14 protein-coding genes are annotated in these 18,232 nt (G+C 69.7%); 7 read left to right on the top strand and 7 right to left on the bottom strand.

The window, feature by feature from the left end; genetic code table 11:
• The first annotated feature begins 11 nt into the window (after positions 1-11).
• Together DBO33_RS36085 and DBO33_RS36080 are read left to right on the top strand one after the other, a co-directional pair.
• Positions 12-2,525: an ABC transporter permease gene (locus DBO33_RS36085; RefSeq protein WP_107660892.1), complete on the top strand. Its 2,514-nt coding sequence runs from the start codon at positions 12-14 to the stop codon at positions 2,523-2,525.
• Between the two features lie 223 nt (positions 2,526-2,748).
• Positions 2,749-3,576, top strand: a complete 828-nt coding sequence (locus tag DBO33_RS36080; protein WP_107659033.1) for a phosphatase PAP2 family protein — start codon at positions 2,749-2,751, stop codon at positions 3,574-3,576.
• A gap of 194 nt (positions 3,577-3,770) precedes the next feature.
• On the opposite strand, the gene DBO33_RS36075 is transcribed toward DBO33_RS36080, so the two are convergent.
• From DBO33_RS36075 to DBO33_RS36050, 6 genes are read right to left on the bottom strand one after another with little or no spacing between them, the layout of a single operon-like run.
• Positions 3,771-4,178, bottom strand: a complete 408-nt coding sequence (locus DBO33_RS36075; protein ID WP_107659032.1) for a PIN domain-containing protein — start codon at positions 4,176-4,178, stop codon at positions 3,771-3,773.
• Positions 4,175-4,402: a type II toxin-antitoxin system VapB family antitoxin gene (locus DBO33_RS36070; RefSeq protein ID WP_199856858.1), complete on the bottom strand. Its 228-nt coding sequence runs from the start codon at positions 4,400-4,402 to the stop codon at positions 4,175-4,177. The genes DBO33_RS36075 and DBO33_RS36070 overlap by 4 nt, the downstream gene beginning before the upstream one ends.
• A gap of 59 nt (positions 4,403-4,461) precedes the next feature.
• Positions 4,462-5,622 carry a VWA domain-containing protein gene (locus DBO33_RS36065; RefSeq protein WP_107659031.1) on the bottom strand — a complete coding sequence of 387 codons (1,161 nt, stop codon included), beginning with the start codon at positions 5,620-5,622 and terminating at the stop codon, positions 4,462-4,464.
• Between the two features lie 5 nt (positions 5,623-5,627).
• On the bottom strand, positions 5,628-8,093 hold the full coding sequence (locus DBO33_RS36060) for a DUF5682 family protein (protein ID WP_107659030.1): 2,466 nt from the start codon (positions 8,091-8,093) through the stop codon (positions 5,628-5,630).
• Entirely contained in the window at positions 8,090-9,184 is a 1,095-nt protein-coding gene (locus tag DBO33_RS36055; protein ID WP_107659029.1) for an ATP-binding protein, read from the bottom strand. Before DBO33_RS36055 ends, DBO33_RS36060 begins: the two co-directional genes overlap by 4 nt.
• A gap of 2 nt (positions 9,185-9,186) precedes the next feature.
• On the bottom strand, positions 9,187-12,063 hold the full coding sequence (locus DBO33_RS36050; protein WP_107659028.1) for an SWIM zinc finger family protein: 2,877 nt from the start codon (positions 12,061-12,063) through the stop codon (positions 9,187-9,189).
• A gap of 421 nt (positions 12,064-12,484) precedes the next feature.
• Here DBO33_RS36050 and DBO33_RS36045 point away from each other — a divergent pair, with 421 nt between their 5' ends.
• The 4 genes from DBO33_RS36045 (at position 12,485) to DBO33_RS36030 (ending at position 16,168) form a co-directional block, all read left to right on the top strand.
• The gene (locus DBO33_RS36045) at positions 12,485-14,902 is read left to right on the top strand and encodes an AAA family ATPase (RefSeq protein WP_107659027.1); all 2,418 of its coding nucleotides are present in this window, start codon (positions 12,485-12,487) and stop codon (positions 14,900-14,902) included.
• 13 nt (positions 14,903-14,915) lie between these two features.
• Positions 14,916-15,368: a hypothetical protein gene (locus DBO33_RS36040; protein WP_107659026.1), complete on the top strand. Its 453-nt coding sequence runs from the start codon at positions 14,916-14,918 to the stop codon at positions 15,366-15,368.
• A gap of 90 nt (positions 15,369-15,458) precedes the next feature.
• On the top strand, positions 15,459-15,848 hold the full coding sequence (locus DBO33_RS36035; protein ID WP_234391231.1) for a YchJ family protein: 390 nt from the start codon (positions 15,459-15,461) through the stop codon (positions 15,846-15,848).
• A gap of 44 nt (positions 15,849-15,892) precedes the next feature.
• Entirely contained in the window at positions 15,893-16,168 is a 276-nt protein-coding gene (locus DBO33_RS36030) for a SelT/SelW/SelH family protein (protein WP_107659024.1), read from the top strand.
• A gap of 59 nt (positions 16,169-16,227) precedes the next feature.
• Here the strand turns inward: DBO33_RS36030 and DBO33_RS36025 are convergent, their stop codons facing one another.
• Positions 16,228-16,452, bottom strand: coding sequence for an FmdB family zinc ribbon protein (locus DBO33_RS36025; RefSeq protein WP_107659023.1), 225 nt, complete (start codon positions 16,450-16,452; stop codon positions 16,228-16,230).
• A gap of 151 nt (positions 16,453-16,603) precedes the next feature.
• On the opposite strand from DBO33_RS36025, the gene DBO33_RS36020 reads away from it, so the two are divergent.
• Positions 16,604-18,202 (top strand): carboxylesterase/lipase family protein, encoded by a 1,599-nt coding sequence (locus DBO33_RS36020; protein ID WP_199856857.1) that lies wholly within the window; start codon positions 16,604-16,606, stop codon positions 18,200-18,202.
• Positions 18,203-18,232: the final 30 nt, after the last annotated feature.

Below are 18,232 nucleotides of genomic sequence, written 5' to 3'. Positions count from 1 at the left end.
TGGGTAGTCCGATGCGCAAGGTTGCCCTGCGCAACCTTGCGGCACATAAGGTCCGGCTGGCGCTCACCCTGTTGTCGGTGGTGCTCGGCACCGCGTTCATCGCGGGCTCGTTCGTGTTCACCGATACGCTGCAGCGCACGTTCGACGGCATCTTCGCGGGTCAGGCGAAGGGCGTCGATGTTCGGGTGAGCCCGAAAGAGCGGCAAGCGCAAGGCATTCCGAACAATATCGTCGACGAGCTGCGCAAGTATCCCGGAGTGCGCACGGCCGCGCCGAGCGTGAACGGCGTCGTGGTGCTGCTGACGCCCGATGGCAAGAAGGCGATTCAGACCGGTGGCGCGCCCACCTTCGGTCAGTCGTATCTGCCGCCGGAGCAGGCGGTCGCCGAACCGAACAAGTTCGTGCAAGGCGCCCCGCCCACCAAACCGGGCGAGATCGCGCTGAATGCCAGCGGTGCCGAGCGGGCGGGCTTGAAGCTCGGCGAGCACACCAAGGTGATGATCCCGTCCCAGGGCAATCCCCTCGATGTGACCCTCACCGGCATCTACGAGGTGCCTGCGGACACCAGCGGTTTCATCGGTGTGCTGTTCGACGACGGTCAGGCGCGCAAGCTGTTCACCGACGGGCTGCACGTGGCCTATGTCGATCTCGCTGTCGCCGGTATCCCGGGTGACCAACTGCGTGACGACCTCGCCAAGGCGCTGCCGAACTACAAGGTGCAGAACGGCGATCAGGTGCGCGAGGACCTGAAAAAGGAGGTCTCCAACGCGCTCAACTTCATCAACTACTTCCTGCTCGCGTTCGGCGCGATCGCACTGATCGTCGGCACCTTCATCATCTACAACACCTTCTCGATGATCGTCGCGCAGCGGCTGCGCGAACTCGCGTTGCTGCGAGCCGTCGGCGCGAACAGACAGCAGGTCGGCCGGTCCGTCGTCGCGGAGGCGTTCGTGATCGGATTGGTCGGCAGCGCACTGGGTTTGGCCGGTGGTGTCGGTCTGGCGTTCGGCTTGTCCGCGGTGCTCAACGCGTTCGATGTCGGACTACCCACCGGGTCGATGGCGGTGCTGCCGCGCACCATCGTGGTCGGGTTGCTCGTCGGCCTGGCCGTCACGGTGCTCAGCGCCTACGCCCCGGCCCGCCGGGCGGCGAAGATCCCGCCCGTCGAGGCGATGCGCGAGGAATTCGCTTCGGCCGGTGACTCTTTGCGGGTGCGCACGCTGGTCGGCGCGGTGCTCGCGGTGGCCGGTGGCGTGCTCGTATACGTCGGCGCGCAGTCCACCGGCGGCAACGCGGCGTTGACCGTCGGCATCGGCGCGCTGGCGCTGATCCTGGCGGTACTGCTGGCCGCGCCGGCGCTGTCGCGGCCGGTGGTGGCCGGGCTCGGCGTGCTCATCGGCCCGTTCGGGCCGATCGGGCGGATGGCGCGCAACAACGCCGCGCGCAACCCACGCCGCACCGCCGCAACGGCTTTCGCGCTCACCCTCGGGTTGATGCTGGTGACCGCGATCGGCATGCTCGGCGCCTCGGCGAAGGCGAGCGTCGGTGTGCTGGTGGACAAGGGCGTGAGATCCGAGTACGTGCTCGCGGGACAGCAGTTCGTCGGTGTGCCGTTCGGCGCCGCCGACGCGGTCCGCAAGTCGGTGCCCGGCGTCGCCGATGTCGTCGGGATTCGCGGGGTCGGCTTCAAGATCGGCGACGACCAGGTCGGCGGCGCCTCGCCGGACGGACAGCTCGATCGGGCGCTGAACTACGAAATACTGCGCGGCAGTGCGACACTCGGCGATCGCGACATCCTGGTGTCCGAGGACGAAGCCGACAAGCGCGGCTGGCGGGTCGGCCAGCAGGTGTCGCCGACCAGTTTCGACGGCAAGAAGGTGCCGCTCACCGTCACCGGCATCTACCGCAAGACCCCGCTGCTCGGCGCGTTGGTGGTGTCGCCGGTGGTGTACCAGGAGGTCGTGCCGGTCAACTTCCAGAGCAACTTCGTGGTGCTGGTCACCGCCCAGCCGGGCACGGACCTCACCGAGCTGCGCGCCGATCTGGAGAAAGCCGTCGAACCGTTCCCGGTGGTCCAGGTGCAGGACCGGGAGGAATTCAAAGGCGCGCAGGGCCAGCAGATCAATACGCTGCTCGCCATCCTCTACGGCCTGCTCGCGCTGGCGGTGGTGATCGCCATCCTCGGCATCGTCAACACGTTGGCGCTGTCGGTGGTGGAGCGGCGTCGGGAGATCGGCATGCTGCGCGCGGTCGGCATGCAACGCGCTCAAGTGCGGCGGACCATCTATCTGGAATCCATGCTCATCGCCGTGTTCGGGGCGATCGTCGGCATGCTGCTCGGGCTCGGTCTCGGTGTGGGGTTCCTGCGGACGCTGCGTGATCTCGGTCTGGATCAGATCGCTATTCCGTGGTCTCAGCTGGTGCTCGTGCTGGTCAGTTCGGCGGTGGTCGGCGTTCTGGCTGCGCTCTGGCCTGCGGTGCGGGCGGCGCGCACGCCACCGTTGGCGGCGATCGCCGACCTGTAACAGCGCTTTATCCGGCGGGCCCCGATCTTCGGGGCCCGCCGTTTTGTGCCGGGGTCGAATCCGCCGTCCCCACAGCAGGTCTGGTGCGGGTAGGCCGATCGCTCTGTCTCCCTGATCACCCCTGTGGAAATCGGCCGGTCTGCGCTGCTAAGTTAAACGGAGGATGTAGCTCCACTTAACTGCCGGGATCGGCCTGGTTCAACGGAGAGGGAGGCCGCAGGCAATGGTGGCTGTGGGTCTTGGCGGGCCCGGTGTGGGTCTGGAGTTCGCGCCGAGCGGGATCGTCGAGCGGGTGCGGGCGGCGGTGCACGGCCGTGGTGGTGAGGCGGCTGGACAATTGGCCCTGATCACCGTGCTCTATCTCGGTTATCGCGTCGGCCGGATGTTCACCGCGGACGACACGGTGCGCGCGTTCGGCAACGCGCGTGGTCTGCTCGGTCTGGAGGATCGGCTCGGGCTGCCGGCGGAGACGACGGTTCAGTCGATCTTCGTGCACCGCGACTTCTTCGCCGTGCCGGCCAACTTCTATTACGCCACCGCGCATTTCACCGTCGCGGTGGCGGTCTTGTTGTGGCTGTGGATGTTTCGGCCCGAGCACTATCGGTGGACGCGAAACCTGATGGTGGCGTTGACCGCCGCCGCCCTGGTCGTGCACGTTCTGGTCCCGCTCGCGCCGCCGCGCATGCTGCCGGAGCACGGTTTCGTCGATCTGGCCGCGGTGTACGGCCAGTCCGTCTACGGTTCGGCCGAATCCGGCGGACTGTCGAATCAGTTCGCCGCGATGCCGTCACTGCACGTCGGCTGGGCGTTGCTGCTCGCGTTCGCCGTCGTCGCCGCGACGCGCACGTCGTGGCGCTGGCTCGCCCTGGCGCACCCGGTGCTCACCACCGTGATAGTCGTCGGCACCGGCAACCACTACTGGCTGGACATCATGGTTGCGATTGGTTTGCTGGCTGTGGCCGCCCTGCTGCATCCCAAACTCGTCCCGACGGCGGCGACCGCCTGGGGCATCATGGGCCCCGTTGTCGCAAAACCTACCGTGACCAGCTGAAACCAGTCGCGCGCCGGTATGCCGAACCCAGCTCTTCCCCGCGATCTCTGCCGTACCATCTCCTGAGCTGTCCGGTTCGCCCGTTCAGATAGGAGCCCGATGGACCTCTCCACCCTCTCCACCCTGCTCGGCATCGCCATCCAGCTGGTCAACCTGGCCTCAGCCCTCTCCAGCCTGTCGGGGTGAGTGGTTGCCTAATAATTGCGAATGTTGTGTTCGGTCAAGTCGGTCGCGTGCTTGGCGACGGTGCGAAAGTCGTTGTCGTCGTGCAGCACGGTCAGCCCATGATGGGCGGCCGTGGCCGCGATGATCAGATCGACGGCCGAGGCGCTGCGATGCTGGCCGGCTCGTGACATGCGGTGTTGCACGGCGTTGACCCACGCGCCCGCTTGCTTCGGCACCGAAACGTCCGGGTAGATGTCGGCGAACATCTCGTTGAGCTCATCGAACTCCTGCGCGTCGCGGGCACTGTAGAGAAACTCCGAGCGCTGTACATAACAGGATCCGACGGTCTGCGCGACGATGGCTTGCTCCCAGGCTGTCTGAATGGCCGGGTCTGCGAGCAGGCGCACCAGCCCGGAGGTGTCGAGTAGGTAGATCACCGATCGCGTTCCGCTTTCTCGGCGAGATGCAGCCGCTCGGCGTCCGCTACCGCACCCCAAGTGCGGGCGCGCTCGAAGTGTTCGCGCACCAGGGCGGCCCGTTGCTGCTGTTCCGCGTAGAAGCGAAGAGCCATATTGACCGCCTCCTTCTTCGTGCGGACGCCGGACAGTGCCATTGCCCGTGCAAGCGCGTCGTCGTCCAGGTCGATCTGCGTCACTGACATGGCACACCTCGGTCTCGATGTTGGTGATGTACATCCGAGGATACATGACCAACATCCCTTCAGCTATGGCTCGAGTTGGCGTTGGCCCAGACTTGGAGGTCGCCGCGGTCCAGGGCTACGGCGAGCAGGGCGGGGAACTTGTCGGGGGTGCAGGCGAAGGCGGGGACGCCGAGGGCGGCCAGGGCGGCGGCGTTGTCGTGGTCGAAGGCGGGGGCGCCCTCGTCGGAGAGCGCGAGCAGGACGACCACTTGGACGCCGGATTCCTTCATGGCGTTGACCCGGCGCAGCATTTCGTCGCGGACGCCGCCCTCGTAGAGGTCGGAGATGAGGACGAAGAGGGTGTCGGTGGGGCGGGTGATCAGGGTTTGCGAGTAGGCGATGGCGCGGTTGATGTCGGTGCCGCCGCCGAGCTGGGTACCGAAGAGGACGTCGACGGGATCGTCGAGTTTGTCGGTGAGATCGACGATCTCGGTATCGAACACGACCAGGGAAGTCTTCAGCGAGCGCATGGAGGCGAGCACGGCGCCGAAGACGGAGGCGTAGACGACGCTGGCGGCCATCGAGCCGGATTGGTCGATGGCCAGCACCACATCACGCTGTACCGCTTGGGCTTTGCGGCCGTAGCCGACCAGCCGCTCCGGCACGACGGTGCGGTGTTCGGGCAGGTAGTTGGCCAGGTTCTTGCGGATGGTGCGGTCCCAGTCGATATCGCGCAGCCGGGGGCGAGAGACGCGCGCGGCCCGGTTCAACGCGCCGGAGACGGCGGCGACGGTGTGCGCGGCGATGCGCCGTTCGATCTCGCGCACCACCTTCTCCACCACCAGACGCGCGGTGGCCTTGGTGGTCTCAGGCATCACCCGGTTCAGGCTCAGCAGGGTGCCGACCAGGTGCACGTCCGGCTCCACCGCCTCCAGCAGCTCCGGCTCGAGCAGCAACTGGGTGAGATTCAGCCGCTGCACGGCGTCGCGCTGCATCACCTCGACGACGGTCGAGGGAAAGTAATTGCGGATGTCGCCGAGCCAGCGCGCCACTCGGGGTGCGGATCCCTCCAGCCCGCCCGAACGTTTGCCCGAGGTCCGTTCGTCGTCGTTGTACAGCGCCGACAGTGCGCGATCCATCGCGACGTCGTCGGCCGAGCCGAGGCCGCCGAGCCCCTCCTCCGCGGCGGTGCCGAGCACCAAACGCCAACGCCGGGCCTGGGTTTCGTTGTCGGTGTTCATCGTACTCATACCGCGACCCCCAAAATCTCTGCGGCGGAACGCAGTGCGATGCTGCCCCGCGCCATATCGAAACTTCCCTCGCCATCGGTTCGCACGGTGGCGGCACCCCCATCGCGCACCGCTCGACCGATCGCGCGACGCTCACCCGATTCGAAAGCGCCGAAAGTTCTGCGCAGCAAGGGAAGCGTCTCGACGAACTGGTCTTCGCGCAGCTCGCTCAGCCAATCGTCGATGAGGCGCAACAACTCTCGGTCGTGCACCAGCAGCAGGCCGCGACCGCCGAGGAAACCGTCGATCCAGGCGGCCTTGGCGGCGGCGGTATTGCCGACCGACAGCGCGGCGGAGAGCCGACGAGCGGAGTCGGTCTCGTCGATGATGCCCGCGTCGCAGAGCAGCCGGACGGCACGGCCGACCAGGGCGCCGTGCACGTCGTCCCGGTCGGCGAGCTTGCGCAGCGCGCCGAGCCATTCACCGGTGGCCCAGCCGTCGTCGCGGGTGTGGATGGCGGTGTGCGCGGCGTCGAGCTGGGCGCGCAACTCGGTGGCCGCGTCGGTATCCAGCCCGGTGACGGCGCCGGGCAGGCCCGCGCAGACGCGCACCAGCAGGCCGTCGGCCACGTGCGCGAGGGCCTTGGTGTCGGTGCCGCGCACATCGCCGTAGCGCAGCGTCCTGATGAGTCCGGGCAAGGCGGCGAGCAGGTGGGTGATGTCGTGGTCCAGCGCGGCGGCGGATTCCAGCCTGCTGATCAATCCGTCGGTGGCGCCGCCGAGGTCGGCGAGCAGCGCGACCTCCAGTGCGGCGGTGAGATCGCCGACGGTGCTGTCGTCTCGGCCGGCCGTGTCGAGGATTTTCGCTTCGGCGGCGGTGCGGATGGTGGTGCCCCAGCGGGAGGCCTCGATGATCGAGATGGCGTACTCCGGCCGCCATTGCAGCGTCCAGGTCTCGCGGAAGGTACCGGTGCTGCGCACCTCGCTGGTGGTCAGCTCGCCCCACGGGATTTCGAGCACGCGCAGCCGGTGCAGCAGGCGCGATCGTTCGACCTCGCGTTCCTTGCGCAGGTCGAGGTCGAGCACCCGGGACAGGGCCTCCTGCTTCATCCGCAGCGAGCGTGTCCGAGCGCGCAGGTCGGCGTCGAGCGGCACGGTCGGCGTGCCCTCGGGCACGGTACCGAGGGCCTCGCCGACGACGAGTTCGTTGACGACCAACCGCAGCATCGTCTCGTCGCCCGCGCACATCACCGCCCTGGTGGCCTCGGTGACCTCGGACAACCCGGCCAGCGGGCGATCGCGCATGGCGGCGAGCGCGTCCGCGAGCCGGACGGCCTCGATGATGTGCGCGCTCGACACCGGCAGATCGTGCGCCCGCAGCACCCCGGCCACCTTGGTGAGCCAGCGCACGATCGGCCGCTCGGTCTCGGTGAACAGATGGTGGTACCAGCCGGGCGAGGTGATCCCCGCGCCGTATCCGGAGGTCGTGGCCAGCCGCGAATGCGTCCACGGCACCCAGGTCAGCGTGGTCTTCGTCTTCGGAAGTCCTTTCAGCAACCGGGTATCGGGGGCGGCGGGCCCGAGCTTGCCCGCCAGCGCGGGCGCATGCCAAGCCCCGCACACCACCGCGAGCCGGAGCGCCCCGTCCTTCAATGCCTTTCGCATCGTCTGCCGCATGTATGCCTCGCGCCGCAGCGTGTGCGCGTCGATGCGGACGGGTCCGAGGCGGATCGGTTCCAGCTCGAGGACATCGTCGGTGGCCTCGGCGACCGAATTGGCCGCCGGTTCCTCGCGGTCCGCCTCGGGCCGCAGGTCGATCGACGCAGACGAATCAGGTTCGGCAACTGAATGTTCGGGCCGCACGTCGACGGCCGGGGACGAATCGAGCTCGGCGGCTATATGTTCGGCCTCTTCGCGGCGGCCGTTCGGTGCGGCGCCGACCGGCTCCAGCTCGGCCGCGATCTGCTCGGCACCTTCGCGCAGCGCACCCATCGCCTCGGTGATCGCCTCGAAAGCGGTGGCGTCGGGCGAGGATTCGACCACCGCGTCCCACCAGCGTTCGGCATCGTCGTAACCGCCCGCCGCGGCCAGCTCGGTCAGCGGATCGAATCGATCACCGGGCTCCTCCTCGGCGGCCAGCACCATGCTCGCGGGCAGATCGCAGAACCGCACCGGCACATCGTGTTCGGCCGCGTACGCCAGCGCCTGCCACTCCGGCGAGAACACCGCGTACGGCCAGAATGCGGCTTTCGCGGGCGCGTCGGGCACATAGGCCAGTAGCGCGACCGGCGGCTGCATCCCGTCGGCCGCCACGTAGCCGACCAGCGGATCGGCATCCGCGGGCCCCTCGATCAGGATGGTGTCCGGCCGGAACTGCGCCAGTGCCAGCCGCAGCGAGCGCGCGGAGCCCGGCCCGTGGTGGCGGATGCCGAATACTCGGGTCAGCGCACCGCCGGCCGCCGAACCGGCGTCGGCGATGCTCATCCGGAGACCTCGCGGCAAGCCCGGTAGAAGTCCGACCACTCCGGGCGTTCGCGGACAACGGCTTCCAAGTACTCGGTCCACACCACCGCGTCGGCGACCGGGTCCTTGATCACCGAACCGAGCACGGCGCCCGCGATGTCGGCGGCCCGCAGCACACCGTCCCCGAAGTGCACGGACAGGGCGATCCCATTGGTGATCACCGAGATCGCCTCGGCGGTGGACAGCGTGCCGGACGGCGATTTGAGCTTGGTGCGGCCGTCGGCGGTGATCCCGGAGCGCAGTTCGCGGAAGACGCGCACCACCCGGCGCACCTCCTCGGCCGCGGCGGGCACCTTCGGCAGTTCCAAAGAGGCGCCGAGCTGTTCGACGCGGCGGCTGACGATGGCGACCTCTTCGTCCTCGCTGGCGGGCAGCGGCAGCACCACGGTGTTGAAGCGGCGGCGCAGCGCGGAGGACAGCTCGTTCACGCCGCGGTCACGGTCGTTCGCAGTGGCAATCACGTTGAAGCCCTTGGCCGCCTGCACCTCCGTGCCGAGTTCCGGTACCGGCAGCGTCTTCTCGGACAGCACGGTGATCAACGCGTCCTGCACATCGGACGGGATGCGGGTGAGCTCCTCGATCCTGGCGATGGCGCCGCCGCGCATCGCGGTCATCACCGGCGACGGCACCAGCGCGCCCTCGCTCGGGCCCTCGGCGAGCAGCCGCGCGTAGTTCCAGCCGTACCGGATCGCCTCCTCCGCGGTCCCCGAGGTGCCCTGCACGAGCAGTGTCGATTCGCCGCAGATGGCGGCCGAAAGATGTTCCGAGACCCAGGTTTTGGCGGTGCCCGGCACACCGAGCAACAGTAGCGCCCGGTCGGTGGCCAGCGTCGCGACCGCCACCTCCATCAGCCTGCGCGGCCCCACGTACTTCGGGCTGATCACGGTGCCGTCGTCGAGGGTGCCGCCGAGCAGGTAGGTGACCACCGCCCACGGGGACAGCCGCCAGGACGGCGGGCGTGGACGCTCGTCGGCGGCGGCGAGCGCGCGCAGTTCGTCGGCGTAGGCCTGTTCGGCGTGCGGACGCAGCAGGTCGGGCGTCACGTCGGTCATGGTCACTGCAACTCCTCGAGCATCATCGAGCGGTGGTTGAGGTCGTGTGCGAGCTGATCGAAGGCTCGCTCCCAGGCGGGATCCCCGCGCCGGCGCGCGACCACGGCGGCGGCGCTCGCCGCGGTAACGGGCAGGTGCACCGAGGCGGCGGACAGCAGCGACCGGTGCGCGTTGGGGGTATTGCCGTGCGCCTCGGGGCGGCGGGCGGCCGCGCGGGCACGTTCGAACAGCAGCAGCATCAGGTGCTGCGCCAGCGGTTCCGGCCACGGGTGCCCCATCGCGGGCAGCAGCGCCTCGATTTCGGAGAGCCAGGAGCCGTCCAGCTCTAGCAGGTGCCGGGTGCGATCGGCCAGTGGCAGCAGCGCGAACAACTCCCGCCTGCGCAGCATGGCGACGTCGGTCGGCACGCCCGCGTCGAACAGCGCCCGCGCCCAGGACGAATCGTGTTGCGCCAGTGCGGCATCGACCCAACCGTCGAAGATCGGCTGGCGGTAGCGATCGTCGATCGTCGCCTTGACTGCTTTATCGGGCGCGCCGAGCACGCCGGCCCAGTGGCGCAGCGGCGTCGCCGCGACCAGCTGCCGCAGCCTGCCCGCGGTGACGTCGGGGCCACCACCCCAGCGGTAGCTGAATTCGACACTGCGGTCGGTGATGCCGTCGCGGTGCGCGGGTGGATCCAGCGTATCGGGCAGGGCGACAACGAGTTCGGTGTGCAGCAGCCGGTGCTCGACCCGGATCCACTCGCTCGCGCGGCGGGTCATGCGCAGCGCGAACGCCGAATCGGGCAGCAGGGTCAGCAGCCCGGCGGCGGTCCGCCGGACATCGGAGCGCCGATCGTCCAGCCCGGCCTCCAGTAGCGGTTCGTCGGCCCGGGAGATCTCCTCGGCGAGGACGGCGAGCAACTCCGCCTTCAACGGCCCGGACTCCTTCGGCCACGCCGCGGCCAGCGTTTCGCGCGCCGCGTCCGCGTCCCGGCGGCGCAACTCGGCCAGCCATGCGCGACGCTCCGGCGGTTGCCCGAACTGCCACACCTCCTCGGTGGGCGCCGCGGCCGGCGCTTTGCGCACCAGGTTTCGCCATTCCGGATGCTGGCCGGCCAGCCATCGGCCACGGGTGCCCGCCAGGCGCAGCAGCGGCTCACGCAGTTCGGCGTTGCTCTTCGCCTGATCGAGCAGTTGCCCGCACAGCGCGTCCGGCGCGCGGTAGTCGAGCGGCATGGCCGCGGCGAACCATTCGGGCAGGAAGGGGGAGCGCTCTTGGAGCATGCGCGCGAGGTGGCCCGCGGCCGTGGGTGGCAGCAGTCGCCGGGTGTCGTCCTCGGCGGGTTCGGGCGCGGTCGCGGTGACCGCGCGTACTCCGCCGCGCGCGAAAACGTCCTGGAGTGCGGCGGATTCGAGCAGGCGCAGTGCCGGATCGGCGGGTAGCAGGTCGGCGGCGCGCGCCACCGGTGCGGCGAGCCGGGTGAGGTCCGGTGCCCGGCGCGCGGTGCCCAGTAGCGCGACGGAGGTCAGATCAGCCGAGTTCGAGGACTGTGTGGTCCGGGTGTTGTTCGTCGTGCTCCGGCCGACCGGATCGAGCCTGGCCAGGTCGATCACCTCGCCGGCGCTGAACACCGAGATCGGCACCAAGCCCTCGCTGGTCCACTCGGCGGCCACGGACACCGGATGGCCGCCGGACACACCGAGTAATCGCCACGGTTGCTCGCCGTGTGCCACCGGCAACGCGGTGCCGTCGGATTCGGTGATGTACCAACCGTTTTCGGTGCACGCCGGTATCACATCGACGAGCAGTACCGGCCAGCCGCGCAGCCATGGATCGGCGCCAAGCGCGGCGGCATGGTCGTCGAGCGCGGCGGCTACCGTGCCGGGGTGGTCCGGATCGCTAGGCAGGGTCGTGAAAGGTTCTGCCGCACCGTGGCGTTCGCCCCACAGTGCCCGCAGCGGTGCGGCGCCGGGGTAGTAGTGCAGGTCGGCGTCGGCGAGCAAGCCGAGCGTCGGCACGTCCGCGGGGAAGCCCGGCGAGCCGAACGAGTGGTCGACCACCAGCGCCCAGCGCCGAGATGAACGCCCGTACAACCACGTTCGCCGCGTGTAGAGGCGCTCGTCCTCGGAGATCCGGACGCCGAGCACCATCCACCGATCGCGGACCGTGGGCTCGGTGCGCACCGTCTCGGCCGGATTCGGATAACCGACATGCGTGCGGACGGTGGCGGACAACTCGGGCGGCAGCTCGTCCAGCCGCCGGTGCGCGGCGATGAGCAGGTGCAGCCGCGCGTATTCGCGCAGCACGACCTCGGGCCAGTCGGCCCTGGTCACCACGGCGGTCGGCAGTTGACGCAGCGCCGAGGCGACGCCGGGGGCCTGCGCGTCGACCATTCGGGCGGCGATCGCCTCGAACGCCCTGAACGAGCGGTCGGTCTGTGCCAGCCCGGTGCGCACCTGATCGCCCAGCCAGACGTCAAGCTCGGCGAGCCCCGCGGTGACCCGGACCCGGCGCTGTTGCGCGGTCGCGGGATTCGCGGTGCGGGTGGTGGACTCCGCCGCAGGTTTGGCGGCCTTGGCCACCCGGCCGTCGATCCAGCTCGCCGCGAAATCGGCGATCCCCGGCGCCTGCTCGACCCGGCCCGCCGCCCACTCGAGCAACAGCGACAGCGCGTGCTTGCACGGGAACTTGCGGCTGGGACAGGAGCACTTGTACGCGGGCACGGACAGGTCGACGATCGTTTGATACGGCTTGGCGCCGCTGCCCTGGCACAGTCCCCACAGCGCGATGTCGTGCTGCCCGGTGCCACGCCAGCGACTCGCGAGTTTGCGCGCGGCCGACAGCGAGCTCGCGTCCGGCGCGAGCGCCGTGACCTGGTCCTCGCTCCAGCGCGTCATGTTTCCCCCGTTCCTCGGTTGACCGGATTTGTACCCCAGGCCACCGACAAGTGCCGCGTCGACCGGTGTGCTTCGCACGGAAATACCTGTGCCATCGCAGGTTTCAGTGCTGAAAACATCTTGCATGTGCGGGTGTTCTCTGGCATTCTGTCCTGTTCGGCTCGACCGAACCATCCAAATCGGGTGATACACCATCGAGCTGCCCGCCGGGGCTGGCGAGGGGTGGACATCGACGCGCGGCCCCAGCCGTTTCGATGACCATATCCATCCCCGCGGGCAGGTTCGCATGGCTCCCGGAGGTCTCACCTCCGGTGGGCGAATCCGACGGGATCGGGTAGCGTTTCGCACAGCTTCGACAGTGGCGCCGCGCACGGGATCGGAGGACGTGTAGCGGCTCGGTGGTGGAGGGGGTCCGACCAAATTGCGTCCCGACGCCGATCCGGTGCCTCGGCTGACCGAGGTGGTGACCCGGCGGCTGGCCGACGATCCCGCGGTGACGCCCTCGGTCGCACGGACCGTGCTGCGCGCCCTCGGCGGCAGTGAGAACGATGATCGCGCAGCCCAATTCGACGACGGCGGGATCTTCCTGCGGGCCATCCGGGTCCGCGGTTTCCGCGGCATCGGCCCGGAAGCGGAACTGCAACTACCACCAGGGCCGGGCCTGACCCTGGTCGTCGGCCGCAACGGCAGCGGCAAATCCAGCTTCGCCGAGGCCGCCGAGCTGGTGTTCACCGGCGGAAACCGCCGCTGGGACGGCCGATCCGCGGCCTGGCGCGAAGGCTGGCGCAACCTGCACGACGGCGGCACCGCCCGCATCGAGGTGGAGCTGCTCACCACCGGAAACAAGCCGCAGCTCACCATCGCCAAGGAATGGGCCGCCGACGCCGACCTGCCCGACGCGCAGTGGACCGAACAGCACCCGCCCGCCGCGCCAACGGAATTCGACATCGACCGCTGGGCGGGCCGGCTGGAGCTCTACCGCCCGTTCCTGTCCTACAGCGAGCTCGGTGCGCTGGTCGACGGCAAACCGAGCGACCTGTTCGACGCGCTGCACCAACTGCTCGGCCTGGACGAACTGACCCTGGCGCAGGAACGAATTCGGATGCGCCGCCTGGAACTGGAACGCGCCGTGCGTGATTCGCGCCAGGAACGGCTCGAGCTGCTGGAGGCGCTCGAGACGGTGGCCGACGACCGCGCCATCCGGGTGAACAGCCTGCTGCGACCCGCCCAACCCGACCTCGCCGCGGTGGGGCGCGAGGTCATCGGCACCTTCGATGACCAGAGCGGCCCGGCGAGTCTGCGCGCGATCGTGCGGCTGACCTTGCCTACCGCCGCCGAGGTGGCGGAGGTGGCCACCCGGCTCGCCGAATGCGGTACCGCGCTGACCCGCGGCACCACCGCCGACGCAGAGGCGGACCTGCGCGTGCTCGAGCTGTTGCGCCGGGCCCGCGACCACCACACGGCAAGCGGTGACTGCCCGTGCCCGGTGTGCGGTCGCGGCGATCTGGACGACGCGTGGGCGCAGGAGGCGGACGCCTCGATCGCCACCCTCGCCGCCCGCGTCGACGCGCTGACCACCGCACGCACCGAACTCGGCCAGGCGCTGCGCGCGGCGCGGTCGCTGCCGGATCTCGTGCCGCCGGAACTGGATTTCGACCCGCGCAACCCGCCCTCGGTGGACACCGCCGCCGTGCGCCGGGCCTGGGCCGACTGGGCCGCGCTCACCTCCGCCGACTACACCCCCGACCTGCCGGACCGGCTGCGCGGCGCGCATGCCCGGCTGGTCGACGAACTCAACCTGGTGCAGCAGGGCACCCGTAAGGAACTCGACCGGCTCGACGAGGTGTGGACACCGCTGGTGCCGCGCATCGTGAGCTGGCTGGAGGGTGCCCGCGAGGTCGCCGCGCACGCGGCCGAGCTGCGCACCGTCAAGAAGGCCGAGGACTGGCTCAAGTCCGCCACCGCGGGTCTGCGCGGCGAACGCATGACGCCGCTGGAGACGACCGCGCGCTGGGTCTGGCAGACGCTGCGCCAGCAGAGCAATGTCGAACTCGGCGCTATTCGCTTGCAGGGCAACGCCGGAACCGCGCGCCGGGTGCTGCTCGACGTCACCGTCGACGAGGTGGACGGCGCCGCGCTCGGTGTGATGAGCCAGGGTGAACTGCACGCGCTCGGGCTGTCGCTGTTCCTGCCGCGGGCCACCGTCGAGGAGAGCCCGTTCCGCTTCGTGATGATCGACGACCCGGTGCAGGCGATGGACCCGGCGAAGGTGGACGGCCTGGCCAGGGTGCTCGCCGCCGTCGCGTGGACGCGGCAGGTGGTCGTCTTCACCCACGACGAGCGCCTCGCCGAGGCGGTGCGCCGGATGCAGCTCGACGCCACCGTGCTGGAGGTGCAGCGCCGGGATCGTTCGGTGGTCGAGGTCCGGGTGTCCAGCGATCCGGTGCGCCGCTACCTCGACGACGCGCGCGCCCTCGTGCGCACCCCGCAGCTGCCGCAGGCCATCGCCGATGAACTCGTCGCCACCTGCTGTCGCTCCGCGGTGGAGGCCGCGAGCCTCGGCCGGGCCAGGCGCACCCTGCTCGCCGACGGCATGAACCACCGCGAGGTGGAGCGCCACATCGACGCGGCCCAATCCACCAGGGCGAAGGTGGCTCTCGCGGTGATGGGGGTCGGCGGCAAGGTCGACGACCTCAACAAGCATCTGGTCGCGCGCGAAGGGAAATGGGTGGTCGAGGCGTTGCGCGACGCCACCGCCGGTGCGCACGTGCCGATCGGCCGCAGCATGCGCGAATTGATCACGGAGACCGAAAGATTCGTCGCATGGCTCGCACGCTGACGGCAAGGCCGGCATGAGCGCGCAACGTGGACCGCGTCGCGGACCGAGCGGCGGTCGCGGAACCAAACGCGGACCCGCGAAAGGCCCTAAACGCCCGCGGCCGTCGGTGGCCGAGCGGCTCGACACGGTGGACCGCCTGCTGGCCGGTGCGGTGACCGACGCGGGCGGGCTGTGGTCCCGCGCGACCGCGTGGATTCTGCGAATCGCGTTGGAGCAGTCCGTGGATGAGCTGTGGGGGCGGCTCGCACCGGCGCTGATGCGCTGCCCGATGCGCGCTCAACTGATCGCGTTACGTACCTTCGCCGGGCCCGAGGTGGCGGCGCAGGTCGCCGCCCTGTGGGCGGCGCTGTCGCGGGCCGCGCACCACCACGACTACGAGTTGGCGCCCAGCGTTACCGACCTGCGCCGTTGGCGCGAACAGACCGTGGCGATCGCAGGCGCGCTGGCCGCGGTCGAGTCGAGATGACCAGCGTCGAGCCGAGGTGACCGGCGCCGCCGCGGCGCAACAGGCCACCCGGCCGGACCTGCACCGAGGGCGGCACGCGAGAATCGGGGCATGAGTGGGACCCGGATGTGTCCGTGTGGCCGGGGCGAGGCCTTCGACGACTGCTGCGGGCCGGTGCTGAACGGAAAGCGGGCGGCGGCGACCGCCGAGGCGCTGATGCGTTCGCGCTACACCGCTTTCGCGGTGGGGGACACCGACTATCTACGCCAATCGTGGCATCCGCGCACCAGGCCCGCCGAGCTGGAGCTCGATCCCGGCCAGCGCTGGTTGTTCCTGGAGATACTGCGCACCGCCGACGGCGGGCTGTTCGACGAGACCGGCTTGGTCGAGTTCGTCGCGCACTATCGGGCGGACGGCTCCCGCGGCGCACTGCACGAGGTCAGCAGGTTCCTGCGCGCCGACGGCGCCTGGGTGTACCTGGACGGTGAGATCGAGGCGTGAGTGCGTGCGGCGCGGCGCGGGCCCGAACGGTAGCGTGAGCCACCATGTCCCGTGTCGCGATCGAGTACTGCACCCAGTGCCGCTGGCTGTTGCGCGCGAGCTGGATGGCGCAGGAACTGCTGAGCACCTTCGGCACCGAACTCGGTGAGGTGGCACTGATTCCGGCGACGGGCGGCCTCTTCCGGATCACCGTCGACGGCGAGCAGGTGTGGGAACGCAAGGCCGACGGCGGTTTTCCCGATATCGCGGTGCTGAAGCAGCGGGTGCGCGACCGGGTCGCGCCGGACCGTGATCTCGGCCACGCGGATCGGCGCGACTGAACCAGGCAGCTCCGGCGCTGAGCCTTTCGGGCTCAGGCGTCCAGCCGCCGAGGCGAGACTCAGCCGCAGCAGCCGCCACCACAGCAGCCGCCACCGCCCTGCGGCGCGGCCTGGCTCGGCGCCGGAGCCGTGCCACCACGGCTGACCGTGGCAAACGTGGTCAGCAGCTTGACTGTGTCGGCATGGCCCGCGGGGCAGGACGCCGGATTCGACGACTCCGCCATCGGTCGGTTCACCTCGAAGGTGTCGCCGCAACTGCGGCACCGGTAGCTGTAGCTCGGCATCGGTCAAGCGTACCGTCGCGATCTCAGCTTGGTGCGTCGCATATCCAGGTCGCCGGTGGGTAAGTACCCTCGAATAGGAGATCACGCGGTGCGAGGCCAGCTGGAGCAAATCGGCAGCACACCGATGGATCGCTGGCAGGAGGTGCGAACAATGACTGCTCAGTTCGAGAAGGAAGCGGGCTGGGAAGTGCGCGGCGCCGAGCCAGTCGTCACCACGACCTCGGGTGATGTACGCGGCCGCTGGGACGGCCCGGTGGCGGTATGGCGCAGCATTCCCTACGCGGCGCCGCCGAGCGGCCCCCATCGGTTCCTGCCGCCGCGGCCCGCACCGGAGTGGGACGGGATCCGCGATTGCGCCACCTTCGGCGAGATCGCGCCGCAGACCATGGGCAACATGGTCCCCGTCGACTCCGATCTGCGGATGGGCGAGGACTGCCTCTGGCTGAACGTGTGGTCGCCCCGGCGCGACGTCGGCGACCTGGTGCACACCTTCGATACGGGCGAACCGCGCCCGGTGCTGGTCTGGTTGCACGGCGGCGCCTACTGCCTCGGCACGGCCGCACAGGGCATCTACGACGGCCGCAAGCTGGCCGAAACCGGCGACGTCGTCGTGGTCACCGTGAACTACCGTCTCGGTGCGCTCGGATTCCTCGATCTGTCCTCGCTGCCCGGTCCGTTCACGCCGAATCTCGGCCTGCACGACCAGATCGCCGCGCTGGAATGGGTGCGCGACAATATCGCCGCGTTCGGCGGTGACCCCGGCAATGTCACGCTGTTCGGCGAATCGTCCGGCGCGGGTTGCGTTACCGCACTGCTGACTTCGCCGCGCGCGGCCGGGCTGTTCCACAAGGCCATCGCGCAGAGCCCGCCGGCCACCACGGTCTTCGGCCAGGAGCGGGCGGCCGCGGTGGCGCGGCGATTCCTGGAACTGCTGGAACTGCCCGCGGCCAGGGCCGTCGAACTGCTCGACTGGCCGGTCGAGAAGATCGTGGAGGTCGCGGGCATCCTGCTGGACGAGGTTCCGTTGAAGGAGCCGGGCAGGTTGGCCGCGGCGCCGGTGGTCGACGGCGATCTGCTGCCGACCTATCCGATCGAGCGGTTCCAGCACGGGCGGTCGCACCGGGTGCCGCTGATGATCGGCGCCAACAAGGACGAGGCCTCGCTGTTCCGGGTGTTCCGGTCGCCGATCATGCCGGTGACCCCGGACGCGGTGAACGCGATGCTCAACGATGTGGCGGCCAGCCACCCGGAGCTCTCGCACGAGCGCATCGCCGAAATCACCTCGGCCTACCCGGATCTGGACAAGACCAGGGGCGCGCTGGCCATGTCCGGCGACGCCGCGTTCCGGATGCCCGCGCACTGGGTGGCCGACGCGCACGCGCAGCACTCACCGACCTGGATGTACCGCTTCGACCACGCGACGCCGATGCTGCGGGCGGCCCGGGTCGGCGCCGGGCACGCGACCGAATTGCCTTATGTCTTCGGCAATTTCGGCTCGTTCAACCACGACCCGACGTTCTGGCTCGGTGGCCGCAAGGTGGCCATGGAGGTGTCCGGCCGAATGATGCGGCGCTGGCTGGCTTTCGCCACCCACGGGGTGCCCGCAGCGCTGGACGGCTCGAAACACTGGCCGCCGTACCGTCCGGACACGCGCACCACGCTGCTGATCGATACGGTCGATCGGGTGGTGGACGACCCCGACGCGGAACTGCACACCGCCTGGGGTGCGCAAGCCGTCGGATTCGGCTGAGACCTGTTGTCTCGCAGTGCGGCTCGAAGG

This window comes from Nocardia suismassiliense (assembly GCF_900269665.1).
GTDB classification, from domain to species: domain Bacteria; phylum Actinomycetota; class Actinomycetes; order Mycobacteriales; family Mycobacteriaceae; genus Nocardia; species Nocardia suismassiliense.
The sequence above is the reverse complement of the archived record's forward strand: the minus strand, read 5'-3'. Positions and strand labels throughout refer to the sequence as shown.

What these genes read in the sequence shown, in the direction of transcription:
- DBO33_RS36070 (WP_199856858.1), bottom strand. Translation starts at nt 4,402, where the DNA reads ATGTCAGTGACGCAGATCGACCTGGACGACGACGCGCTTGCACGGGCA.
- DBO33_RS36050 (WP_107659028.1), bottom strand. Translation starts at nt 12,063, where the DNA reads ATGACGCGCTGGAGCGAGGACCAGGTCACGGCGCTCGCGCCGGACGCG.
- DBO33_RS36020 (WP_199856857.1), top strand. Translation starts at nt 16,604, where the DNA reads ATGACTGCTCAGTTCGAGAAGGAAGCGGGCTGGGAAGTGCGCGGCGCC.
- DBO33_RS36030 (WP_107659024.1), top strand. Translation starts at nt 15,893, where the DNA reads ATGTCCCGTGTCGCGATCGAGTACTGCACCCAGTGCCGCTGGCTGTTG.
- DBO33_RS36040 (WP_107659026.1), top strand. Translation starts at nt 14,916, where the DNA reads ATGAGCGCGCAACGTGGACCGCGTCGCGGACCGAGCGGCGGTCGCGGA.
- DBO33_RS36025 (WP_107659023.1), bottom strand. Translation starts at nt 16,452, where the DNA reads ATGCCGAGCTACAGCTACCGGTGCCGCAGTTGCGGCGACACCTTCGAG.
- DBO33_RS36080 (WP_107659033.1), top strand. Translation starts at nt 2,749, where the DNA reads ATGGTGGCTGTGGGTCTTGGCGGGCCCGGTGTGGGTCTGGAGTTCGCG.
- DBO33_RS36055 (WP_107659029.1), bottom strand. Translation starts at nt 9,184, where the DNA reads ATGACCGACGTGACGCCCGACCTGCTGCGTCCGCACGCCGAACAGGCC.
- DBO33_RS36035 (WP_234391231.1), top strand. Translation starts at nt 15,459, where the DNA reads ATGAGTGGGACCCGGATGTGTCCGTGTGGCCGGGGCGAGGCCTTCGAC.
- DBO33_RS36060 (WP_107659030.1), bottom strand. Translation starts at nt 8,093, where the DNA reads ATGAGCATCGCCGACGCCGGTTCGGCGGCCGGCGGTGCGCTGACCCGA.
- DBO33_RS36065 (WP_107659031.1), bottom strand. Translation starts at nt 5,622, where the DNA reads ATGAACACCGACAACGAAACCCAGGCCCGGCGTTGGCGTTTGGTGCTC.
- DBO33_RS36085 (WP_107660892.1), top strand. Translation starts at nt 12, where the DNA reads ATGCGCAAGGTTGCCCTGCGCAACCTTGCGGCACATAAGGTCCGGCTG.